17 protein-coding genes are annotated in these 20,446 nt (G+C 60.6%); 7 read left to right on the forward strand and 10 right to left on the reverse strand.

The window, feature by feature from the left end; all coding sequences use genetic code 11:
- Positions 1-15 precede the first annotated feature (15 nt).
- The 9 genes from bamA to rpsB all read right to left on the reverse strand — a co-directional run bounded on the left by bamA (position 16) and on the right by rpsB (position 10,007).
- Positions 16-2,403, reverse strand: coding sequence for an outer membrane protein assembly factor BamA (gene bamA, locus QWI20_RS04470; RefSeq protein WP_369304377.1), 2,388 nt, complete (start codon positions 2,401-2,403; stop codon positions 16-18).
- A gap of 75 nt (positions 2,404-2,478) precedes the next feature.
- Complete coding sequence (gene rseP / locus QWI20_RS04475; protein WP_369304378.1) at positions 2,479-3,831, reverse strand: RIP metalloprotease RseP; 1,353 nt, start codon at positions 3,829-3,831, stop codon at positions 2,479-2,481.
- An 87-nt stretch (positions 3,832-3,918) separates the two neighbouring features.
- Positions 3,919-5,109 (reverse strand): 1-deoxy-D-xylulose-5-phosphate reductoisomerase, encoded by a 1,191-nt coding sequence (gene ispC / locus QWI20_RS04480; RefSeq protein ID WP_369304380.1) that lies wholly within the window; start codon positions 5,107-5,109, stop codon positions 3,919-3,921.
- Positions 5,106-5,924: a phosphatidate cytidylyltransferase gene (locus tag QWI20_RS04485; protein ID WP_369304381.1), complete on the reverse strand. Its 819-nt coding sequence runs from the start codon at positions 5,922-5,924 to the stop codon at positions 5,106-5,108. Before QWI20_RS04485 ends, ispC begins: the two co-directional genes overlap by 4 nt.
- A complete protein-coding gene (uppS, locus tag QWI20_RS04490; RefSeq protein WP_369304382.1) occupies positions 5,924-6,679 on the reverse strand; it encodes a polyprenyl diphosphate synthase in 756 nt (251 codons plus the stop codon). Before uppS ends, QWI20_RS04485 begins: the two co-directional genes overlap by 1 nt.
- Before the next feature lie 16 nt (positions 6,680-6,695).
- Entirely contained in the window at positions 6,696-7,253 is a 558-nt protein-coding gene (frr, locus tag QWI20_RS04495) for a ribosome recycling factor (RefSeq protein ID WP_065989845.1), read from the reverse strand.
- Positions 7,250-7,993 carry a UMP kinase gene (gene pyrH, locus QWI20_RS04500; RefSeq protein WP_037014256.1) on the reverse strand — a complete coding sequence of 248 codons (744 nt, stop codon included), beginning with the start codon at positions 7,991-7,993 and terminating at the stop codon, positions 7,250-7,252. The genes frr and pyrH overlap by 4 nt, the downstream gene beginning before the upstream one ends.
- Before the next feature lie 222 nt (positions 7,994-8,215).
- Positions 8,216-9,079, reverse strand: a complete 864-nt coding sequence (gene tsf, locus QWI20_RS04505; RefSeq protein ID WP_122537362.1) for a translation elongation factor Ts — start codon at positions 9,077-9,079, stop codon at positions 8,216-8,218.
- 187 nt (positions 9,080-9,266) lie between these two features.
- Entirely contained in the window at positions 9,267-10,007 is a 741-nt protein-coding gene (rpsB, locus tag QWI20_RS04510) for a 30S ribosomal protein S2 (RefSeq protein WP_037014262.1), read from the reverse strand.
- Positions 10,008-10,346: 339 nt separating this feature from the next.
- On the opposite strand from rpsB, the gene map reads away from it, so the two are divergent.
- The 3 genes from map to dapC all read left to right on the forward strand — a co-directional run bounded on the left by map (position 10,347) and on the right by dapC (position 15,206).
- Positions 10,347-11,129 carry a type I methionyl aminopeptidase gene (map, locus tag QWI20_RS04515; protein ID WP_369304383.1) on the forward strand — a complete coding sequence of 261 codons (783 nt, stop codon included), beginning with the start codon at positions 10,347-10,349 and terminating at the stop codon, positions 11,127-11,129.
- Between the two features lie 84 nt (positions 11,130-11,213).
- Complete coding sequence (locus QWI20_RS04520) at positions 11,214-13,913, forward strand: [protein-PII] uridylyltransferase (protein ID WP_282369294.1); 2,700 nt, start codon at positions 11,214-11,216, stop codon at positions 13,911-13,913.
- A 96-nt stretch (positions 13,914-14,009) separates the two neighbouring features.
- Positions 14,010-15,206 (forward strand): succinyldiaminopimelate transaminase, encoded by a 1,197-nt coding sequence (gene dapC / locus QWI20_RS04525; protein ID WP_369304384.1) that lies wholly within the window; start codon positions 14,010-14,012, stop codon positions 15,204-15,206.
- Between the two features lie 30 nt (positions 15,207-15,236).
- On the opposite strand, the gene QWI20_RS04530 is transcribed toward dapC, so the two are convergent.
- On the reverse strand, positions 15,237-16,883 hold the full coding sequence (locus tag QWI20_RS04530) for a Na+/H+ antiporter (RefSeq protein WP_369304385.1): 1,647 nt from the start codon (positions 16,881-16,883) through the stop codon (positions 15,237-15,239).
- 275 nt (positions 16,884-17,158) lie between these two features.
- On the opposite strand from QWI20_RS04530, the gene QWI20_RS04535 reads away from it, so the two are divergent.
- The 4 genes from QWI20_RS04535 to QWI20_RS04550 all read left to right on the forward strand — a co-directional run bounded on the left by QWI20_RS04535 (position 17,159) and on the right by QWI20_RS04550 (position 20,238).
- A complete protein-coding gene (locus QWI20_RS04535; protein ID WP_369304592.1) occupies positions 17,159-17,500 on the forward strand; it encodes an ArsC family reductase in 342 nt (113 codons plus the stop codon).
- A 31-nt stretch (positions 17,501-17,531) separates the two neighbouring features.
- Entirely contained in the window at positions 17,532-18,566 is a 1,035-nt protein-coding gene (dapD, locus tag QWI20_RS04540; RefSeq protein WP_369304386.1) for a 2,3,4,5-tetrahydropyridine-2,6-dicarboxylate N-succinyltransferase, read from the forward strand.
- 65 nt (positions 18,567-18,631) lie between these two features.
- Positions 18,632-19,837, forward strand: coding sequence for an aminotransferase class V-fold PLP-dependent enzyme (locus tag QWI20_RS04545; protein WP_369304388.1), 1,206 nt, complete (start codon positions 18,632-18,634; stop codon positions 19,835-19,837).
- Positions 19,834-20,238 carry a SufE family protein gene (locus QWI20_RS04550; protein ID WP_369304390.1) on the forward strand — a complete coding sequence of 135 codons (405 nt, stop codon included), beginning with the start codon at positions 19,834-19,836 and terminating at the stop codon, positions 20,236-20,238. The genes QWI20_RS04545 and QWI20_RS04550 overlap by 4 nt, the downstream gene beginning before the upstream one ends.
- Positions 20,239-20,446: the final 208 nt, after the last annotated feature.

The raw sequence follows: 20,446 nt of genomic DNA on the forward strand, positions 1-20,446 counted from the left end.
GCAGTGATCAGACCCTTAGAAGGTCTGACCGAGAGAGAATTGGAAGACCTGGGTTTCGGTGCTGTCGTCCGGTTTCTTGACCGGCATCGCCAGGGCAAAACTCAACGGACCCAACGCAGTGACCCATGTCACGCCGACACCGACGGAGCTCGCAAGGCCGGACAGATCAGGGCCGTTGCATTGGACTTTTTGCCCGTCGAGCGTAGTTTTCTGCGAACCGCAGTTGGTGTTGAAGGTGTTACCCACGTCCCAGAACAACGAAGTCCGCAGAGAACGCTGGTCCTTGATGAACGGCAGCGGGAACAGGATTTCCGCACCGCCAGTGATCAGGACGTTACCACCGAACGGCAGCGGATCCTGATCCGGGTCAGCGATGGTTCCTGGCTTACCGCCGTTCGCAGGGCCACGACTTGGTGTACTGCGCGGACCGAGCGTGCTGTCCTTGAAACCACGAACCGAGTTGAAACCACCCGCGTAGTAGTTCTCATAGAACGGCAGACCGGATGTCGAGCCATAGCCATCACCATAACCCAGCTCCGAATGCAGACGCAGGGTGTAGTTGTTGGTGATCGGGTGAAACAGCTGACCGCGATAATCCAGCTTGTAGAACGACAGGTCGCTGCCCGGAATAGTGGTTTCCAGGGTCAGGCTCTGGGAGCTGCCGCGGGTCGGCAATGTGCCTTTGTTCAGCGTGGATTCCGACCAGCCGACCGATGCCTTGAAGTTGGTGAAGCTGTCTCCTTCCTTCTCAAGGAAATCAAAGATCTCATCGACGGTGTACTTACCGGTGCTGATTTCATCTTTCTGTACCGACAGGCCGAAGTTCAGGCGAGAGGTCTCGCTGATCGGGTAGCCCATATTGATACCGCCACCCAAGCTGTCGACCGAGTAGCTGGCGACGTCGACGTCGAGGTCGCTGTAGTCCGTCTTGCGGTAGAACGCGCTGTAACCAAGGCTTACACCGTCCGGCGTGAAGTACGGATCGACGTAGCTGAAGTTGTAGCGGGTCTGGTATTCGCTTTTGGTCAAACCAATGGTGACCTTGTTACCCGTACCCAGGAAGTTGTTCTGGCTGATGGAACCGCCAAGGATCAGACCGGCGCTCTGCGCAAAGCCGACACTGGCGGTAATCGAACCGGACGCCTGCTCTTCAACGGCGTAGTTCACGTCAACCTGATCGTCGGTGCCAGGCACCGCCGGGGTTTCAACGTTCACTTCCTTGAAGAAGCCCAGACGGTCAAGACGGGTCTTGGACTGGTCGATCAGGTACGTGGATGCCCAGCCGCCTTCCATCTGGCGCATTTCGCGACGCAGCACTTCGTCCGCTGTCTTGGTGTTGCCACGGAAGTTGATGCGGTTGACGTAAGCACGCTTGCCCGGGTCGACGACGAAAGTGATATCGACGGTGTGGTCTTCATCGTTAGGCGTCGGCACACCGTTGACGTTGGCGAAGGTGTAACCCTCGTTGCCCAGACGGCGGGTGATCAGCTCGGAGGTCGTGGTCATCACCTTGCGGGAGAACACCTGGCCCGGCTTGACCAGCAGCAGCGATTTAACCTGATCTTCAGGGACCTTGAGGTCACCGCTCAGCTTGACCGACTTGACGCTGTACTTCTCGCCTTCATGGATGTTGACGGTGATGTACACGCTTTTCTTGTCGGGCGTGATGGATACCTGGGTCGAGGCGATATCCATGTTGATATAGCCGCGGTCGAGGTAGTACGAACGCAGACGTTCCAGGTCGCCGGAGAGTTTCTCACGGGCGTACTTGTCGTCGTTCTTGAAGAAGGAAAGCCAGTTGGTGGTTTTCAGTTCGAACAGATCGACCAGATCGTCTTCAGGGAAGACCGAGTTACCCACCACGTTGATGTGCTGGATGGCGGCAACTGCGCCCTCGTTGATGTTGATCTTCAGACCCACACGGTTACGCGGCTGCGGCACGACTTCGGTGGCGACTTCTGCAGAGTAGCGGCCCTGGGCAACGTACTGACGTTGCAGCTCGTTGCGGACGCCTTCCAGCGTAGCGCGCTGGAAGATTTCGCCTTCGGCCAGACCCGACTGCTTCAGACCCTTCATCAGGTCCTCAGTGGTGATCGCTTTGTTGCCTTCGATCTCGATACTCGAGACCGACGGACGCTCGACAACTGTGATGACCAGGACGTTGCCGTCGCGGCCCAGCTGGATGTCCTGGAAAAATCCGGTTTTGAACAGCGCGCGAGTTGCGTCGACAAGACGCCCATCATCGGCCTGTTCACCCACGTTCAACGGCAGCGCGCCAAACACGCTGCCGGCGGAAACCCGCTGCAGACCGTTGACCCGGATATCGGAGATAGTGAAGGACTCGGCGTGAACTTCGGCGATCATCAGTACGGCAAGAACCGCAGTTAGCAGCAGACGTTTCATGAAGTCCTTTCTTATTCCAACTGGCAATAAACAAACTGCCGCAAAATGCGGCAGATTCACAATTCGGCGTAGCTTTTACAGTCGTCCCAGATCGTTGACCAGTGCGAGCAACATCACTCCAACCACCAGACTGATACCGATCTGAACCCCCCAGCCCTGCACCTTCTCTGACAGTGGTCGACCACGCGCCCACTCGATCAGATAAAACAGCAAGTGCCCCCCATCCAGCACGGGTATGGGCAGCAAATTGAGAACGCCCAGGCTTATGCTCAGATAAGCGAGGAAATTCAGGAAGTCACCTACGCCTGACTGGGCCGAAGCGCCCGCCACTTTAGCAATGGTTATCGGTCCGCTCAAGTTTTTTACCGAGAGCTCGCCGAACAACATTTTCTTCAGCGAATCGAGGGTCAGCACGCTCATGGTCCAGGTACGCCGCGCGCCTTCTGCGACGGCGGCTACAGGGCCATAGCTGACCTCGCGCAACATCTCCGGCGGCCAATCCACGCCTTTCACGCCGGCACCGAGATACCCGGTCGCCGCAGTGCCTTCGCCACGTGTCACCAGATCAACGGGCACCTCCAGCTGTGCGCCGTCACGCTCCACGCTGACTGAAATTCGCGTATCGGGATGGACACGAACCCAGTCAACGACCTTCTGCCATTCGTCGACAGGCTCTTTATTAAGAGCCAGCAGGCGGTCGCCGGTTTTCAGCCCGGCGGTTTGTGCGGGGCCTTTCGGGTCGAGTTCTGCTAAGACCGGCGGCAAGGCCGGACGCCACGGGCGAATACCCAGCGAACGAATCGGGTCCGGCTCGGCTGCGCCCCTGAGCCAGTCGTTGAGCACTAGCGAACGCGGGGTTTCCACGTCAGAACCCTGCTCGCGAACCTTCAACGCGATGCTGCCGCTCTCGCCCAGGCGACGCACCAGTTGCAGGTTCACACCCGCCCATCCGGTAACGGCCTCGCCATCAACCGAGACGATTTCCTGACCGGAACTGAGCCCGGCCTTCTCCGCAATACTGCCTGGCTCCACACCGCCCACGACAGGCCGAACCTGCTGGCTGCCCAGCATGGCGAGTACCCAGAAAAATACAATCGCCAGCAAAAAGTTGGCGACCGGGCCGGCAATCACAATGGCGATGCGCTGATAAACCGACTTGCGGTTAAAGGACTGGTCAGCCAGCTCGGGGGGAACGTCGCCCTCCCGTTCGTCGAGCATTTTCACGTAGCCGCCGAGGGGAATCGCCGCCACGACATATTCGGTGCCCTTGCGATCACTCCAGCGCAGCAGCGGCATGCCGAAGCCCACCGAGAAACGCAGGACCTTGACGCCACAGCGACGCGCCACCCAGAAGTGACCGAACTCGTGAAACGTCACCAGCACGCCCAGCGCAACCAGGGTGCCGACAATCATATATAGCGCGCTCATCGCTGCTCTCCGGGTACCGATCTAGCGGTGCGTTGAAGCCCACATTGCATGCAAATCATCAAAAACACGACTGCCTGAACCGACCGCCTAGCGACCATTGCGACCGAGCCACTGCTCGGACAACGCGCGGGCACGTGCGTCGATCTTGAACACTGTCTCCAGCTCGGACACGGCGACGACAGGCTCAAGGTTCAGAACTTCGTCGATCATACTCGCGATTTCCGGGTAGCGAATGCGCTTGTCCAGAAACGCAGCGACCGCGACTTCATTGGCCGCGTTCAGAACCGCAGGCGCACTGTCACCCGCCTCGGCAGCTTGCCGCGCCAGACGCAGGCATGGGAAGCGCACTTCGTCCGGTGCTTCGAAGTCCAGTCGCGCGATGCTGAACAGATCCAGCGGCGCGACGCCCGAGTCGATGCGCTCGGGCCAGGCCAGCGCGTGGGCAATCGGCGTGCGCATGTCGGGATTACCCAACTGCGCCAGCACCGAGCCGTCGACGTAATCGACCATTGAATGGATCACGCTCTGAGGGTGAATCACCACCTCGATCCGCGCAGGCGTCGTATCGAACAGCCAGCAGGCTTCGATCAGCTCGAGGCCCTTGTTCATCATGCTGGCGGAATCGACGGATATCTTGCGGCCCATGGACCAGTTCGGATGGGCACAGGCCTGATCCGGGGAGACGTGCTCCAGCTCGGCGAGCGGTGTCTGACGGAACGGGCCACCAGATGCCGTCAGCAGAATGCGTCTGACGCCGACCTTCTCGAGACCGCTTTCGTAATCACGGGGCAGGCACTGGAAGATCGCGTTGTGCTCGCTGTCGAGCGGCAGCAGTACCGTGCCGCTGCGGCGAACAGCCTGCATGAAAAGGGCGCCGGACATGACCAGCGCTTCCTTGTTGGCCAGCAGGACTTTCTTGCCCGCCTCAACAGCGGCCAGGGTCGGGCGCAAACCGGCGGCGCCGACAATGGCGGCCAGCACGGTATCCACCAGAGGGTGCGCAGACACTTCACAGAGCCCGCCCTCCCCTACCAGCACGCGAGTATCGAGACCGGCCGCGCGCAAGTCGTCCTGCAACTGGCGGGCGGCCGCCGTCGTCGGCACAACGGCAAACTGCGGGGTATGACGAACGCACAACGCCAACAGCTCGGCCAGGCGCGTGTAACCCGTCAGGGCAAACACTTGATAACGCGACGGATGCCGCGCGATGACATCGAGCGTGCTCAAACCCACCGAGCCCGTCGCGCCCAGCACGGTAATGAGCTGAGGCGTACTCACATCACGCCCCAGTCTTTAGCAGCCCAGAGCAGCAAGGCGAACACCGGAATGGCGGCAGTCAGGCTGTCGATGCGATCCAGCACACCACCATGGCCCGGGAGCAGGTTGCTGCTGTCCTTGACCCCGGATTTGCGCTTGAACATGCTCTCGGTGAGATCACCGACGACCGAGATCAGCACGACAATCGCCGCACATACCAACGCGAAGATGATTTCACCCAGCGACCAGCCGCGGTAGACACCCACCACCGCAGTGATCACCAGACACGCCGCCAGACCACCATAAAGGCCTTCCCAGCTTTTACCCGGGCTGACTTTCGGCGCCAGCTTGCGCTTGCCGAATGCCTTGCCGGAGAAGTAGGCGCCAATGTCGGCGCCCCATACCAGAATCATCACCGACAGGATCAGCCAGTTGCCCAACGGCATTTGCTTGATCAATACCAGACCCTGCCAGGCCGGCAGCAGTATCAGCAAACCGATCAGCAGTTTGCAGAGGGCACTGGACCAGTGCTCGCTGGACTCGGGATAGGTGAGCACCAGCCAGGTTGCCACCAGCCACCAGATCAGCGCCGCCACCAGTAACCAGGGCGCGAGGTCCGGCAGCAGATACAACAGAAACAACAGCGCAGCGACCACCACAGCGTACAGAACGCGGGCCGATTGCGCTTCGAAGCCGGAAAGTCGCGCCCATTCCCAGGCGCCGAGCACGACGACCGCGCCGATGAACAACGCGAAGCTGCCGCCTGCCAGCAGGAAGAAGCCGCACAGGGCCAGCGGCGCAAGGATCAGCGCAGTGATGATTCGTTGTTTGAGCATTAAGCGCGGGCTCCAGCTTCTACCTGCTCGCTGGTTTTCCCGAAGCGGCGTTGGCGAGAAGCGAAATCGGCCAGCGCAGTGCGCATGGCATCGTGTTTGAAGTCCGGCCAGAACAGGTCGGAGAAATACAGCTCGGCATAGGCCAGCTGCCAGAGCAGGAAATTGCTGATGCGGTGCTCGCCGCCCGTGCGGATACACAGGTCGGGCAACGGCAGGTCGCCAGTGGACAGGCAGGTCTGCAGCAGTTCCGGCGTGATGTCGTCCGGCCGCAGATGGCCTGCCTGAACTTCGCGGGCCAGCCGCTGGGCAGCCTGAGCGATATCCCACTGACCGCCGTAGTTGGCGGCGATCTGCAGAACGAAGCGGCTGTTTTCAGCCGTGCGCTGCTCGGCTTCGCGGATGGCGGCCTGCAGCTCGGGATGAAACCGCGAACGGTCGCCGATGATGCGCAGGCTGATGCCGTTCTCGTTCAGGCGCTTGGTCTCGCGACGCAGCGCCGTGAAAAACAATTCCATCAGCGCGCCGACTTCATCCGCCGGGCGTTGCCAGTTCTCGCTGGAAAACGCGAACAAGGTCAGCACCTCGACCTTGGCCTCGGCGCAGACTTCAATCACCGCACGAACAGCGTCGACCCCGGCCTTGTGGCCTGCTACACCGGGCAGCAGGCGCTTCTTGGCCCAGCGGTTGTTCCCATCCATGATGATCGCGACATGACGCGGCACCGATGCCGGCGCAGCCAGCTTTGTCTTATCCATGAAAGCTTCCCGGCCCTTATACGGCCATCAGGTCCGCTTCTTTGGACTTGGTCGCGGCGTCGATGTCCGCCTCAGCCTTGTCCGTCAGCTTCTGGATGTCGGCAGCGGCGCGGCGCTCTTCGTCTTCGCTGATTTCCTTGTCCTTGACCAGCTTCTTCAGTTCACCCAAAGCGTCACGGCGGATGTTGCGCACGGCAACGCGGGCGTCTTCGGCAGCGCTGCGAGCCTGCTTGGTGAAGCCCTTGCGGGTCTCTTCCGTCAAGGCAGGCATGGAGATCAACAGCATCTCGCCCAGGTTGGTCGGGTTGAGGTTCAGGCCAGCACTCTGAATGGCCTTGTCGACCGCAGAAAGCATGTTGCGCTCGAACGCCACGACCTGCAGCGTACGGGAATCCTTCACGGTGACGTTGGCGACGCCGCTCAGCGGGGTGTCGGAGCCGTAGTACGGCACCATGACACTGCCGAGAATGCTCGGGTGCGCCTTGCCGGTACGGATCTGGCCGAATGCATGGGCCAGGGACTCAAGGGATTTTTTCATCCGCTCTTGAGCGTCTTTCTTGATTTCGTTGATCATTGTTCGCCTTCCTCGATCAAAGTACCTTCCGCGCCGCCATGCACAATGTTCAGCAGGGCGCCGGGCTTGTTCATATTGAAGACACGCAGTGGCATCTTGTGGTCACGACACAGACAGATGGCTGTCAGATCCATTACACCCAGCTTGCGATCCAGCACTTCGTCATAGGTCAGACGATCGAACTTCTCGGCATGCGGGTCCTTGAATGGATCGGCAGTGTACACACCATCGACCTTGGTTGCTTTCAGCACGACATCGGCGTCGATCTCGATTGCGCGCAGGCACGCTGCCGAATCCGTGGTGAAGAACGGATTGCCGGTACCGGCCGCGAAGATCACGACTTCCTTGGCATTCAGGTGACGCATGGCCTTGCGACGGTCGTAGTGATCGGTCACACCCACCATGGAAATGGCTGACATCACGATGGCCGAGATGTTGGCCCGCTCCAGCGCGTCACGCATGGCCAGCGCATTCATCACGGTGGCCAGCATGCCCATGTGGTCACCCGTGACCCGGTCCATGCCGGCCGCGCTCAGCGCTGCGCCGCGGAACAGGTTACCGCCGCCGATGACCAGACCGACCTGAACACCGATGCCGACCAGCTGACCGACTTCCAGCGCCATGCGATCCAGCACCTTGGGGTCGATGCCGAACTCTTCCGACCCCATCAGGGCCTCGCCGCTGAGCTTGAGTAGAATGCGTTTATAGCGAGCTTGATAGCCACTGCCCTGCTGAGCCATTGCGAATCTCTCCTGCGGCGTTTGAAAAAAATCGTTCGAGTTGCGGGCCGTTTTCGGCCTGCGCTAACTCTAGGTCACTGCTTCAGGGAAATGCAGCCTCGTAGGCCCAGCCCCCTGCAAAAACAAATTCAGTGCAGCAATAACAATTCCGCGTACCGCTTTGACAAAGAGGCTGCGCGCGTTAGCGGGCAGCCTCTTCGGGGCGACAGTTGGAAAACCGTCTTATTGCTTGCTTGCAGCTACTTGAGCAGCGACTTCTTCAGCGAAGTTGTCGACTGGCTTCTCGATGCCTTCGCCTACTTTGAAGTAGGTGAAGGAAACGATTTCAGCGCCGGCTTTCTTGGCCAGTTCACCGACCTTGATTTCCGGGTTCTTGACGAACGCTTGCTCAACCAGGCTGGCTTCAGCCAGGAACTTGCTGATACGACCGCCAACCATCTTCTCGGCGATTTCAGCAGGCTTGCCTTTCAGCTTGTCTTCGTTCAACTGCATGAAGACATTCTTCTCGCGCTCGATCGCTTCTGGCGAAACGTCCGACGGCAGCAGGAACTCAGGGTTGGTCGCTGCTACGTGCATGGCGATGTCTTTCGCCAGCTCTGCATCGCCGCCCTTGAGGACGACAACCACGCCGATCTTGTTGCCGTGCAGGTACGAACCCAGCACGTCGCCTTCGATGCGCGCCAGACGACGGATGTTGACGTTCTCGCCAACCTTGCCGACCAGCACCAGACGATCAGCTTCCATCGCTTCAACCAGAGGTTCAACGGTGGTCAGCTTGTCAGCGAAGGCTTTCTCGACGCTCTTGGCGACGAATGCCTTGAAGTCGTCCTGCAGAGCCAGGAAGTCGGTCTGGGAGTTGACTTCGATCAGGACAGCAGCTTTGCCGTCGTCCTTGATGGAGATGGCGCCTTCAGCAGCAACGTTGCCTGCTTTCTTGGCTGCCTTGATTGCGCCCGAAGCACGCATATCGTCGATGGCTTTTTCGATGTCGCCGCCAGCCTTGGTCAAGGCCTTTTTGCAATCCATCATGCCTTCGCCGGTACGCTCGCGCAGTTCTTTGACCAACGCTGCAGTAATCTCTGCCATTTCAAAATCCTCTTGGATAGGTCTTCAACCATTCCACCCGCAAGACGGGCGTTCAAATTCTTGAAAATCCATGGTGACTGCTGCACATGACAATAAGATCGATGGCAACGTCAGATGGTTTTCGAGGTGGCAAAAAGGGGGCCAAGCCCCCTTTTTGCGTACTGAGTCAACGCCAGGCGTTTGTTACTCAGCCTTCAACAGTTGCCGCTGGAGCTTCTTCAGCGTAAACGTCGGTGCCGCCAGCATTGTTGTTGCGACCACGGATCACAGCGTCAGCCATCGAACCCATGTACAACTGGATGGCGCGGATTGCGTCGTCGTTGCCCGGGATGATGTAGTCAACGCCTTCAGGGCTGCTGTTGGTGTCGACAACGCCGATGACCGGGATACCCAGCTTGTTGGCTTCGGTGATCGCGATGCGCTCGTGATCAACGTCGATAACGAACAGAGCGTCTGGCAGACCGCCCATGTCCTTGATACCACCCAGGCTACGATCCAGCTTTTCCAGATCGCGAGTGCGCATCAGCGCCTCTTTCTTGGTCAGCTTGGTGAAAGTGCCGTCTTCTGCCTGGATTTCAAGATCACGCAAACGCTTGATGGAAGCGCGGATGGTCTTGAAGTTGGTCAGCATGCCGCCCAACCAGCGGTGATCGACGTACGGCGAACCGCAACGTGCTGCTTCTTCAGCGACGATCTTGCCAGCGGAACGCTTGGTGCCGACGAACAGGATCTTGTTTTTGCCCTGAGCCAGGCGCTCAACGAAAGTCAGAGCTTCGTTGAACATAGGCAGGGTTTTTTCAAGGTTGATGATGTGGATCTTGTTGCGCGCGCCGAAAATGTATTTACCCATTTTCGGGTTCCAGTAACGGGTCTGGTGACCGAAGTGCACACCGGCCTTCAGCATATCGCGCATGTTGACTTGGGACATGATAGTTCCTTGATAAGTCGGGTTAGGCCTCCACGTATCCCAATGACCAACCAGCGGCTTGAGCCGAAGGCACCCAGGTCATCGTGTCGACACGTGTGTGGGTTAGAGCTTTCGGGGCAGACCCCGTAAAGCGGCGCATTTTATATCACAAAAGACTGGATAACGGAACTCGAAATAAGAGCCTGTTTTTCCGACGCTTTTGTCCTCCTCGCGCAAGCGGTCAGGCACCCTGCCCGCCACGATCGGGGACGGGATGATAACCCGCCTGACGACGGTCTGGTAGAATCGCGTTTTTTCCGTATCAAGCCGTGGCCCCGCCGCGCCGAGAGAGCCTGTTTAATGACCGTGACACTGAAAACCCCCGAAGACATCGAAAAGATGCGCATTGCCGGCCGCCTGGCTGCGGACGTGCTGGAAATGATCGGTGACTATGTAAAGCCTGGCGTGACCACCGATGAACTGGACCGCATCTGCCACGACTACATCGTCAACGAGCAGAAGGCCATTCCGGCGCCGCTGAATTACAAGGGTTTCCCTAAATCGATCTGCACCTCGATCAACCACGTGGTCTGCCACGGCATCCCGAACGAGAAGCCGCTGAAGAATGGTGACGTGCTGAACATCGACGTGACCGTCATCAAGGACGGCTACCACGGCGACACCAGCAAGATGTTCCACGTAGGCCAGGTGCCCGAATGGGCCGAGCGTCTGTCCCGCGTCACCCAGGAATGCCTTTATAAAGGCATCGAAGTGGTCAAGCCCGGCGCGCATTTGGGCGATATCGGCGAAGTGATCCAGAAGCATGCAGAGAAGAACGGCTTCTCGGTCGTCCGCGAATACTGCGGCCACGGCATCGGCAAGGTCTTCCATGAAGAGCCACAAGTGCTGCACTACGGCAAGGCCGGGCACGGTATGGAGCTGAAAGAAGGCATGACCTTCACCATCGAGCCGATGATCAACCAGGGCAAGGCCGACACGCGCCTGCTGGGCGACGGCTGGACAGCCATCACCAAGGACCGCAAGCTGTCGGCGCAGTGGGAGCACACCATTCTGGTGACCGCGACCGGTTATGAGATCTTCACCCTGCGCAGCGATGACACCATCGCCCGCACCTCGGCCTGATCGCGAAGTCACCCGCGATCAAAGCCGGTACAGCCAGCACGGTCGGTTTAGCACGGTCGGTATAGATAGAAGGAAAGCAGTTCGATGCCGCAGGTGGACCCAGATTTGTTCGATCGCGGCCAGTTTCAGGCCGAGCTGGCACTGAAGGCCAGCCCCATACCCGCCTTCAAGAAAGCCATCCGTCAGGCGCGCGAAGTGCTGGACGGACGCTTCAAGTCCGGCCGGGAAATTCGCCGGCTGATCGAAGACCGTGCCTGGTTTGTCGATAACATCCTGCAGCAGGCCTGGGATCAGTTCGACTGGAGCGAAGACGCCGACATCGCCTTGCTGGCGGTCGGCGGCTACGGTCGCGGCGAACTGCACCCCTACTCCGACATCGATCTGCTGATCCTGCTGGACAGCGCCGACCATGAAGTTTTCCGCGATTCCATCGAGCGCTTTCTGACGCTGCTGTGGGACATCGGCCTGGAAGTCGGTCAGAGCGTGCGCTCGGTGGACGAATGCGCCACCGAGGCCCGCGCCGATCTGACCGTCATCACGAATTTGATGGAGAGCCGCACGATTGCCGGTCCCGAGCGACTGCGTCAGCGCATGCTCGCCGTCACCAGCACCCGCGAAATGTGGCCGAGCAAAGAGTTCTTCCTGGCCAAACGCGCCGAGCAGAAGAACCGCCATCACAAGTATTTCGACACCGAATACAACCTCGAGCCCAACGTCAAAGGCTCGCCCGGTGGGCTGCGCGATATTCAGACCATTCTCTGGGTTGCCCGTCGCCAGTACGGCACGCTGAATCTGCACGCACTGGCCGACGAGGGCTTTCTGCTGGAGAGCGAAAACGCGCTGCTGGCGTCCTCCCAGGAGTTTCTCTGGAAGGTCCGTTACGCGCTGCACATGCTCGCCGGGCGTTCCGAAGACCGTCTGCTGTTCGATTACCAGACCAGTATCGCGCGCCTGCTGGGCTACGAAGACAGCGACGCCAAGCTGGCCATTGAACGCTTCATGCAGAAGTACTACCGGGTGGTCATGAGCATCGCGCAGCTCAGCGACCTGATCATTCAGCACTTCGAAGAAGTCATCCTGGCGGACGACGAAGGCACGGTCACCGAGACCATCAACTCGCGCTTCCAGCTGCATGACGGTTACATCGAAGCGACCCATCCAAACGTTTTCAAGCGTACGCCCTTCGCGATGATCGAGATCTTCGTGCTGATGGCGCAGCGCCCGGAAATAAAAGGCGTGCGGGCCGACACCATCCGGCTGCTGCGGGAACACCGCTACCTGATCAACGACGATTTCCGCAACGATATCCGCAACACCAGCCTGTTCATCGAGCTGTTCAAATGCGAGATCGGCATCCATCGCAATCTGCGGCGGATGAACCGCTACGGCATTCTCGGCCTGTACCTGCCGGAGTTCGGCCATATCGTCGGGCAGATGCAGCACGACCTGTTCCACATCTACACGGTCGATGCCCACACGCTGAACCTGATCAAGCACCTGCGTAAGCTGCAATACACGCAGGTGTCAGAGAAATTCCCGCTGGCCAGCAAGCTCATGGCCAAACTGCCCAAGCCGGAGCTCATTTATCTGGCCGGGCTTTACCACGACATCGGCAAGGGCCGCGGCGGCGATCACTCGGAACTGGGCGCGGTGGATGCCGAAGCGTTTGGCATTCGTCATCACCTGCCCAATTGGGACACCCAGCTGATTGTCTGGCTGGTGCAGAACCATCTGGTGATGTCGACCACCGCCCAGCGCAAGGACTTGTCCGATCCGCAGGTGATTCACGACTTCGCCCAGTTCGTTGGCGATGAAGTGCACTTGGATTACCTCTATGTGCTGACCATCGCCGACATCAACGCGACCAATCCGACGCTGTGGAACTCGTGGCGGGCCAGCCTGTTGCGCCAGCTGTACACCGAGACCAAGCGCGCGCTCAAGCGTGGGCTGGAGAACCCGGTCGACCGCGAGGAGCAGATCCGTCGCACGCAAAGTGCCGCCCTGGATATTCTGGTGCGCAGCGGCACCGATCCCGACGACGTCGAGCAACTGTGGTCGCAACTGGGTGATGACTATTTCCTGCGTCACACCGCCGGCGACGTGGCCTGGCACAGCGACGCGATTTTGCAGCAGCCAGCCGATGGCGGCCCGTTGGTGCTGATCAAGGAAACCACCCAGCGCGAGTTCGAAGGCGGCACGCAGATCTTCATTTATGCGCCCGACCAGCACGATTTCTTCGCCGTGACTGTGGCGGCGATGGACCAGCTGAACCTGAACATCCACGACGCCCGGGTCATCACGTCCACCAGCCAGTTCACCCTCGACACCTACATTGTGCTCGACAGCGAAGGCGGTTCGATCGGTGACAATCCGGAGCGCATCAAGGCCATTCGCGAAGGCCTGACCGAGGCGCTGCGCAACCCCGACGATTACCCGACCATCATCAAGCGCCGCGTACCGCGTCAGCTCAAGCACTTTGCCTTCGCGCCCGTGGTGACGATTTCCAACGACGCGCAACGGCCGGTCACGGTGCTGGAACTCAGTGCGCCGGATCGACCCGGGTTGCTGGCGCGACTGGGCAAGATCTTCCTGGAGTTCGATCTGTCGTTGCAGAACGCCAAGATCGCTACGTTGGGCGAGCGCGTGGAAGACGTTTTCTTCCTGACTGATGAAAACCACCAGCCGCTGTCCGACCCACAACTGTGCCGGCGCCTGCAGGATGAAATCGTCGAGCAGCTCAGCGTCAATCCCGAGCCCGGCAGCGAGTTGCGCATCAGCATTTGAATCCGCCAGGACGGCACGACTTAACGACTTGATTCAACGGCGCCCTGCCACATCGTGAACACGAGTGCGGGCGCCCAGCCTTGAGAACGATTCGACATGAATAACGCCCTGCAGCAGCTTCAGCCCTACCCTTTCGAGAAACTTCGTGCGTTGCTCGGTGCCGTTACGCCGAATCCGAACAAACGTCCGATCGCCCTGTCGATCGGCGAACCCAAGCACAAATCGCCGGAGTTCGTCGCCAAGGCGCTGGCAGACAACCTTGACCAGATGGCGGTCTACCCGACCACGGCCGGGATTCCTGCGTTGCGTGAAGCCATCGCCACATGGTGCGAGCGCCGTTTCAGCGTGCCTGCCGGCTGGCTGGATGCAGCGAAACACTTGCTGCCCGTCAACGGCACCCGTGAGGCGCTGTTCGCCTTCACCCAGACGGTCGTCAACCGCGCTGACAACGGTCTGGTGGTCAGTCCCAACCCGTTTTACCAAATCTATGAAGGCGCGGCGTTTCTGGCCGGTGCCACCCCGCACTATCTGCCGTGCCTTCCCGAGCACGGTTTCAACCCGGATTTCGACGCGGTCAGCGCTGACGTCTGGGACCGCTGCCAGATTCTGTTCCTGTGCTCGCCGGGCAACCCGACGGGTGCGCTGATCCCGGTGGAAACCCTGAAGAAGCTCATCGTCCTGGCCGACAAGCACGATTTCGTGATCGCCGCGGACGAGTGCTATAGCGAGTTGTATTTCGACGAAGCGACCCCGCCGCCCGGCCTGCTCAGCGCCTGCGCCGAACTGGGTCGTCTGGATTTCAAGCGCTGCGTGGTCTTTCACAGCCTGTCCAAGCGCTCGAACCTGCCGGGCCTGCGCTCGGGTTTCGTCGCCGGCGATGCCGAGATTCTCAAGGCGTTTCTGCTCTACCGCACCTACCACGGCTGCGCGATGCCGGTGCAGACGCAACTGGCGAGCATCGCGGCCTGGAGCGATGAAGAACACGTGCGCGCCAACCGCACGCTGTACCGGGAAAAGTTTGACGCCGTGCTGGAAATCCTCAGCCCGGTCATGGACGTGCAACACCCGGACGGCGGTTTCTATCTGTGGCCCAGCGTCGGGACTGATGACGCGGCGTTCTGCCGGGATCTGTTCGTCACCCAGCACGTGACGGTGGTGCCAGGCTCCTACCTGTCCCGCGAGGTCGACGGCTTCAATCCCGGTGCCGGTCGCGTGCGCATGGCACTGGTTGCACCGCTGGCCGAGTGCATCGAAGCCGCGCAGCGCATCCGGGATTTCGTGACGAGCCGGTGATACCTGGCGCACTGAGGCCAGCCTGCAGCTTCAGTGCGCCAGCCCCAGATTGGCTTCGTTCAAATCGAGTTCTGCCAGCACCAGCCGCAGCACGTCATCGCCGATCTGGTGATGGCGGTGCAGGTCGTACAGCTTCAGGCGCTGAGCACGCAGGGCGTTAAGGCGCATGCGTTTCTCCAGTTGATCCATCTGGAACGCCAGGGCCTGAGCCTCGGCGGTGTCATTGAAGATATCCAGACGCTGGCGGTATTCGGACATGATCCGCGCCTTCACTTCCATGGCGAGCACCGCCTGCGCGGCGTCGGGCGAATCCGTCGCTGCCGGGATCGCCTCGTTCTCCAGTGTCTGAATGGCCGCCTGAGCCGTGCGCTTCCAGGCGTCCCGCACTTCGCGCTTCATGCGCATGTCCGGTTCACTGACCTGCCCACGCAGGAGCAGCGGCAAGCCAATGCTCGCCGACACCAGCGACAGCAGAATCACCCCGGCGGCAATGAAAATCAGCAAGTCCCGCTCGGGAAATTCGACGCCGGCGCTGATCAGCATCGGCACCGACAACGTACCCGCGAGCGTGACAGCACCGCGCACTCCGCCCACGGTCAGCAGCAATGACGAACGGGTCGACAGATCCAGTGTGCCGTCGCCCCTGCCGCGCCACCGCCGGATCTGGATCATCAGCCGCCAGACACTCTGCACCCAGATGTAACGCAACACCGCCAGCACGACGAAAATCGCCAGCACATCAAGGCACCGCCACAACAGGGTCGGCCACAGCGTGGCTTCGTGGTGGGTGACGGCGGTGATGATGTCCGGCAACTGCAAGCCCAGCAGCAGAAAGATCAGGCCGTTGAACGCAAATTCCAACAGGGTCCACACGCTGCGATTGAGCAATCGGGTGCTGGTCTGGCGCGGCAGCAGATCGACCCAGCTTTGCATCATCCCCGCCGCCACCGCCGAGAGGATACCGGACAGCTCAAGGCGCTCGGCCAGCACGTAAGCGGCGAACGGCAGGAGCAACATGAAGACGACGTGGGTTGCTGGATCATCCCAGCCCCGGGTGATCATCCAGCTGCGCAGACGCCCCACCACCCAACTCAGCGCAACGCCAACGGCCAGACCGCCGCAGGCGACCAGCACAAAATTCAGGCTGGCATCGGTCAGGGAAAACACCCCGGTAATGGCGGCTGCCAGCGCGAACTTGAAAGTGACCAGGCCGGTCGCGTCATTCATCAATGCTTCGCCCTGGAGCATGCGCATGATCGGCGCGGGCAGCCGGTCCTGGGCGATGGCCGAGACCGCCACGGCGTCCGTCGGTGACAGCACTGCCGCCAACGCAAAGGCGACGGGCAAGGGAATGGAAGGCAGCAGCCAGTGGATGAAGTAACCGGCGCCGATCACCGTAAAAATCACCAGCCCGACCGCGAGGGTCAGAATCGCGCCGCGATAGCGCCAGAGGTCGCGCTTGGGCATCCGCCAGCCATCGGAAAACAACAGCGGCGGCAGGAACAGAAACAGGAACAGCTCAGGGTCGAGCGCCACGTGCAGGCCCAGGGTCGGCCAGGCCAGCAAGGCGCCCGCGGCGATCTGCACCAGCGGCAACGGCAGCGGAATCACCCGGGCCAGCAATCGCGAGACACCTACCAGCGTCAACAAGATAAGGACGGTATAGGCTGTTTGCATTGCGTGTTTCCCCAAGCGTGTGACACATGACTGACATCGGCAACAGACCCGATGCGTCCGGCAAAGTGCCCATCTTCGCGGCTGCGATGGTCATGGGGTGTTGATACATCAGTCGTGGTCGGCCGGCGTCGCCAGCGTTCATCGCCCGTAAACCTGTCTCAAATGGACAAAGCGTCGGCGCGCCGCGCTTACCCGGCGTGTACGTGGCATAATCCTCCACCGTTTTTTTCAACCGTCCCGAAAGGAGCAGGCCCATGGCCAAGGAAACCCACACGATGCACCTGTTTGGGATCAAGGCGTGCGACACGATGAAAAAGGCGCGCACCTGGCTCGATGAAAAATCGGTGAATTACGATTTCCACGACTACAAGACCCAAGGCATCGATCGCGACCACCTGACCCGTTGGTGCAACGAGCATGGCTGGCAGACGGTACTCAACCGCGCCGGCACGACCTTTCGCAAACTGGACGAGGCGCAGAAAGCCGAACTCGATCAGGAAAAGGCCATTGAGCTGATGCTCGCTCAGCCCTCGATGATCAAGCGCCCGGTGCTGGATCTTGGCGACAAAACCCTGATTGGCTTCAAACCCGAACTGTACGCTGCGGCTATCGCCTGATTGAGATAGCCCTAAATAACGAGGTATCTGCATGTCCACTTCTCTGTTCAGCCTGGCCTTTGGCGTTGGCACACAAAACCGTCAAGGCACCTGGCTGGAAGTTTTCTACGCCCTGCCACTGCTCAACCCGTCGGCTGAAATCGTCGCCGCCATCGCGCCGATCCTGGGCTACACCGGTGGCAATCAGGCCATCGCATTCAACACTGATCTGTCCTCGCGTCTGGCCAATGCCCTCAAAGGCGTCGACGACGCCCAGGCCGCGCTGCTGACCCGACTGGCCGAGAGCCACAACCCGCTGGTTGCCACGCTGCTGGCCGAAGACACCGCCCTGACCTCCACTCCCGAGGCTTACCTCAAGCTGCATCTGCTGTCCCATCGTCTGGTCAAGCCCCACGGTTTGAGCCTGGCCGGCGTGTTCCCGCTGCTGCCGAACGTCGCATGGACCAGCCAGGGCGCCATCGACCTGGGCGAACTGGCCGAGCGTCAGCTGGAAGCCCGCCTGAAAGGCCATTTTCTAGAAGTCTTCTCGGTGGACAAATTCCCGAAAATGACCGACTACGTCGTGCCGGCGGGTGTGCGCATCGCTGACACCGCGCGCGTGCGTCTGGGCGCCTACATTGGCGAAGGCACCACCGTGATGCACGAAGGTTTCGTCAACTTCAACGGCGGCACCGAAGGCCCGGGCATGATCGAAGGTCGCGTGTCGGCTGGCGTGTTCGTCGGCAAGGGTTCGGACCTGGGCGGCGGTTGCTCGACCATGGGCACGCTGTCGGGCGGCGGCAACATGGTGATCAAGGTCGGCGAAGGCTGCCTGATCGGCGCGAACGCCGGCATCGGCATTCCGTTGGGCGATCGCAACACCGTTGAAGCCGGTCTGTACGTTACCGCCGGCACCAAAGTGGCGCTGCTGGACGACAAGAACGAGTTGGTCAAGGTCGTCAAGGCCCGTGAGCTGGCCGGTCAACCGGACCTGCTGTTCCGTCGCAACTCGCAGACCGGCGCCGTGGAATGCAAATCCCACAAGTCGGCCATCGAGCTGAACGAAGCGCTGCACGCTCACAACTGATCGATGCTGCGTGCGGGTTCGGTATCCCTCGGGGTACCGAACCCGCCTCAACGAGCGTGACTGATATGCCCCTCATTTCTCCCTGGCGCGCTGACTTTCCGGCCATCGACGCCCTGCAACGGCAAGGCCAGACCTACCTGGACAGCGCCGCCACCGCACAAAAGCCCCATGCCCTGATCGACGCGACGGTGCATTACTACGCCAACGGCGCAGCGAATGTGCATCGCGCCCAGCACCTGCCGGGCGCCATGGCGACTCAGGCCTTCGAGGACACGCGGCGCAAGGCCGGCGAATGGCTGAATGCCGGAGCGTCCGGGCAGATCGTTTTCACCCACGGCGCCACGTCCGCCTTCAACTTGCTCGCTTATGGCCTGGAGCGCGTGTTTCAGGCCGGCGACGAGATTGTCATCAGCGCGCTGGAGCATCACGCCAATCTGTTGCCTTGGCAGCAACTGGCCCTGCGTCGCAATCTGAAGCTGGTGGTGCTGCCCATCACCGAGGCCGGCGTGATTGATGTCGAGGCCGCCGCCGAGCTGATTACTCCCCGCACCCGTTTGCTGGCGGTCAGCCAGTTGTCCAACGTGCTCGGCACCTGGCAGCCGGTTCGGCAACTGGTCGCGCTGGCCCAGGCCCATGGCGCGCTGACGGTGATTGATGGCGCCCAAGGTGTCGTCCATGGCCGACACGATGTGCAGGACATTGGCTGCGACTTCTATGTGTTTTCCAGCCATAAGCTCTATGGCCCGGATGGCGTGGGCGTGCTGTTCGGGCGACATGACGCATTGGCGCAGTTGCAGCATTGGCAGTTCGGCGGCGAGATGGTCCTGCAGACCGGTTATCAGACGGCAACTTTTCGCCCCGCGCCGCTGGGATTTGAAGCGGGCACGCCGCCCATCAGCGCGGTGATCGGCCTCGGCGCCACCCTGGATTACCTCAACGGTCTCAATCAGTCAGCCGTCGCCGAATACGAAGCGCGCCTGCATGAGCGGTTGCGCGCCGGGTTGATGCTGCGCGACGGCGTGCAGGTGCTGGGCGACCCCCATGTGGCGCTGGTGAGTTTCGTGGTCGAGGGCGTGCATAACGCCGATCTTGCGCACCTGCTGACCGAACAAGGCGTTGCCGTTCGCGCCGGTCACCACTGCGCCATCCCGTTGATCAGTGGTTTGGGCCTCTCCGGCGCTATCCGCGTGTCGCTGGGGCTGTACAACGATTCCGAGGACCTGGAGCGGTTTTTCACTGCACTGGATCAAGCGCTGGAGTTGTTGCGATGAGCCTGCCGACCGATGCCCGCACGGCGCTGGAAACCTTCAACGGGTCACTGAGCTGGGAGCAGCGCGCACGATTGCTGATGCAATGGGGCGACCGCCTTCCCCCCATGAGCGACGATGAAAAGACCGACGAGCATCTGGTGGACGGCTGCGAGAGCAAGGTCTGGCTGGTGGGCGACGTGATCGACGCTCACTGGCAGTTCCGCGCCGCCAGTGACGCGCGTTTGATTCGGGGTCTGGTGGCGTTGCTGCTGGCCCGGGTCAACGGCCTGTCGTTGCAAGCACTGCAGCAGGTGGATCTGGTTGAGTGGTTCACGCAGCTGGGCTTGAGCCGTCAGCTGTCGGCATCCCGCAGCAACGGGCTGAATGCGGTGCTTCAGAAGATGCGGCAGCTCGCACGGTAGAAATTCCCCTTCGTCCAGGCGCCGCGCTGTTGCCCGGCAAACATGGGACCTGTGGGAGCGAGCTTGCTCGCGAAAGCGTTCTTTCAACCACTGGATATTTAGTGGATGTACCGGCCTCTTCGCGAGCAAGCTCGCTCCCACAATGGGTCCCGAGCAACACTTTAGAATCTTCGGCGTACACAAAACCTGTGGGAGTGAGCTTGCTCAC

The sequence above is a fragment of the Pseudomonas sp. W2-17 genome, assembly GCF_041060445.1.
Classification (GTDB): Bacteria; Pseudomonadota; Gammaproteobacteria; order Pseudomonadales; family Pseudomonadaceae; genus Aquipseudomonas.

Excerpts from the sequence above, each read along its gene's own strand:
- bamA (WP_369304377.1), bottom strand. The coding sequence starts at position 2,403 with ATGAAACGTCTGCTGCTAACTGCGGTTCTTGCCGTACTGATGATCGCC.
- rseP (WP_369304378.1), bottom strand. The coding sequence starts at position 3,831 with ATGAGCGCGCTATATATGATTGTCGGCACCCTGGTTGCGCTGGGCGTG.
- QWI20_RS04485 (WP_369304381.1), bottom strand. The coding sequence starts at position 5,924 with ATGCTCAAACAACGAATCATCACTGCGCTGATCCTTGCGCCGCTGGCC.
- uppS (WP_369304382.1), bottom strand. The coding sequence starts at position 6,679 with ATGGATAAGACAAAGCTGGCTGCGCCGGCATCGGTGCCGCGTCATGTC.
- frr (WP_065989845.1), bottom strand. The coding sequence starts at position 7,253 with ATGATCAACGAAATCAAGAAAGACGCTCAAGAGCGGATGAAAAAATCC.
- pyrH (WP_037014256.1), bottom strand. The coding sequence starts at position 7,993 with ATGGCTCAGCAGGGCAGTGGCTATCAAGCTCGCTATAAACGCATTCTA.
- tsf (WP_122537362.1), bottom strand. The coding sequence starts at position 9,079 with ATGGCAGAGATTACTGCAGCGTTGGTCAAAGAACTGCGCGAGCGTACC.
- rpsB (WP_037014262.1), bottom strand. The coding sequence starts at position 10,007 with ATGTCCCAAGTCAACATGCGCGATATGCTGAAGGCCGGTGTGCACTTC.
- map (WP_369304383.1), top strand. The coding sequence starts at position 10,347 with ATGACCGTGACACTGAAAACCCCCGAAGACATCGAAAAGATGCGCATT.
- QWI20_RS04520 (WP_282369294.1), top strand. The coding sequence starts at position 11,214 with ATGCCGCAGGTGGACCCAGATTTGTTCGATCGCGGCCAGTTTCAGGCC.
- dapC (WP_369304384.1), top strand. The coding sequence starts at position 14,010 with ATGAATAACGCCCTGCAGCAGCTTCAGCCCTACCCTTTCGAGAAACTT.
- QWI20_RS04530 (WP_369304385.1), bottom strand. The coding sequence starts at position 16,883 with ATGCAAACAGCCTATACCGTCCTTATCTTGTTGACGCTGGTAGGTGTC.
- QWI20_RS04535 (WP_369304592.1), top strand. The coding sequence starts at position 17,159 with ATGCACCTGTTTGGGATCAAGGCGTGCGACACGATGAAAAAGGCGCGC.
- dapD (WP_369304386.1), top strand. The coding sequence starts at position 17,532 with ATGTCCACTTCTCTGTTCAGCCTGGCCTTTGGCGTTGGCACACAAAAC.
- QWI20_RS04545 (WP_369304388.1), top strand. The coding sequence starts at position 18,632 with ATGCCCCTCATTTCTCCCTGGCGCGCTGACTTTCCGGCCATCGACGCC.
- QWI20_RS04550 (WP_369304390.1), top strand. The coding sequence starts at position 19,834 with ATGAGCCTGCCGACCGATGCCCGCACGGCGCTGGAAACCTTCAACGGG.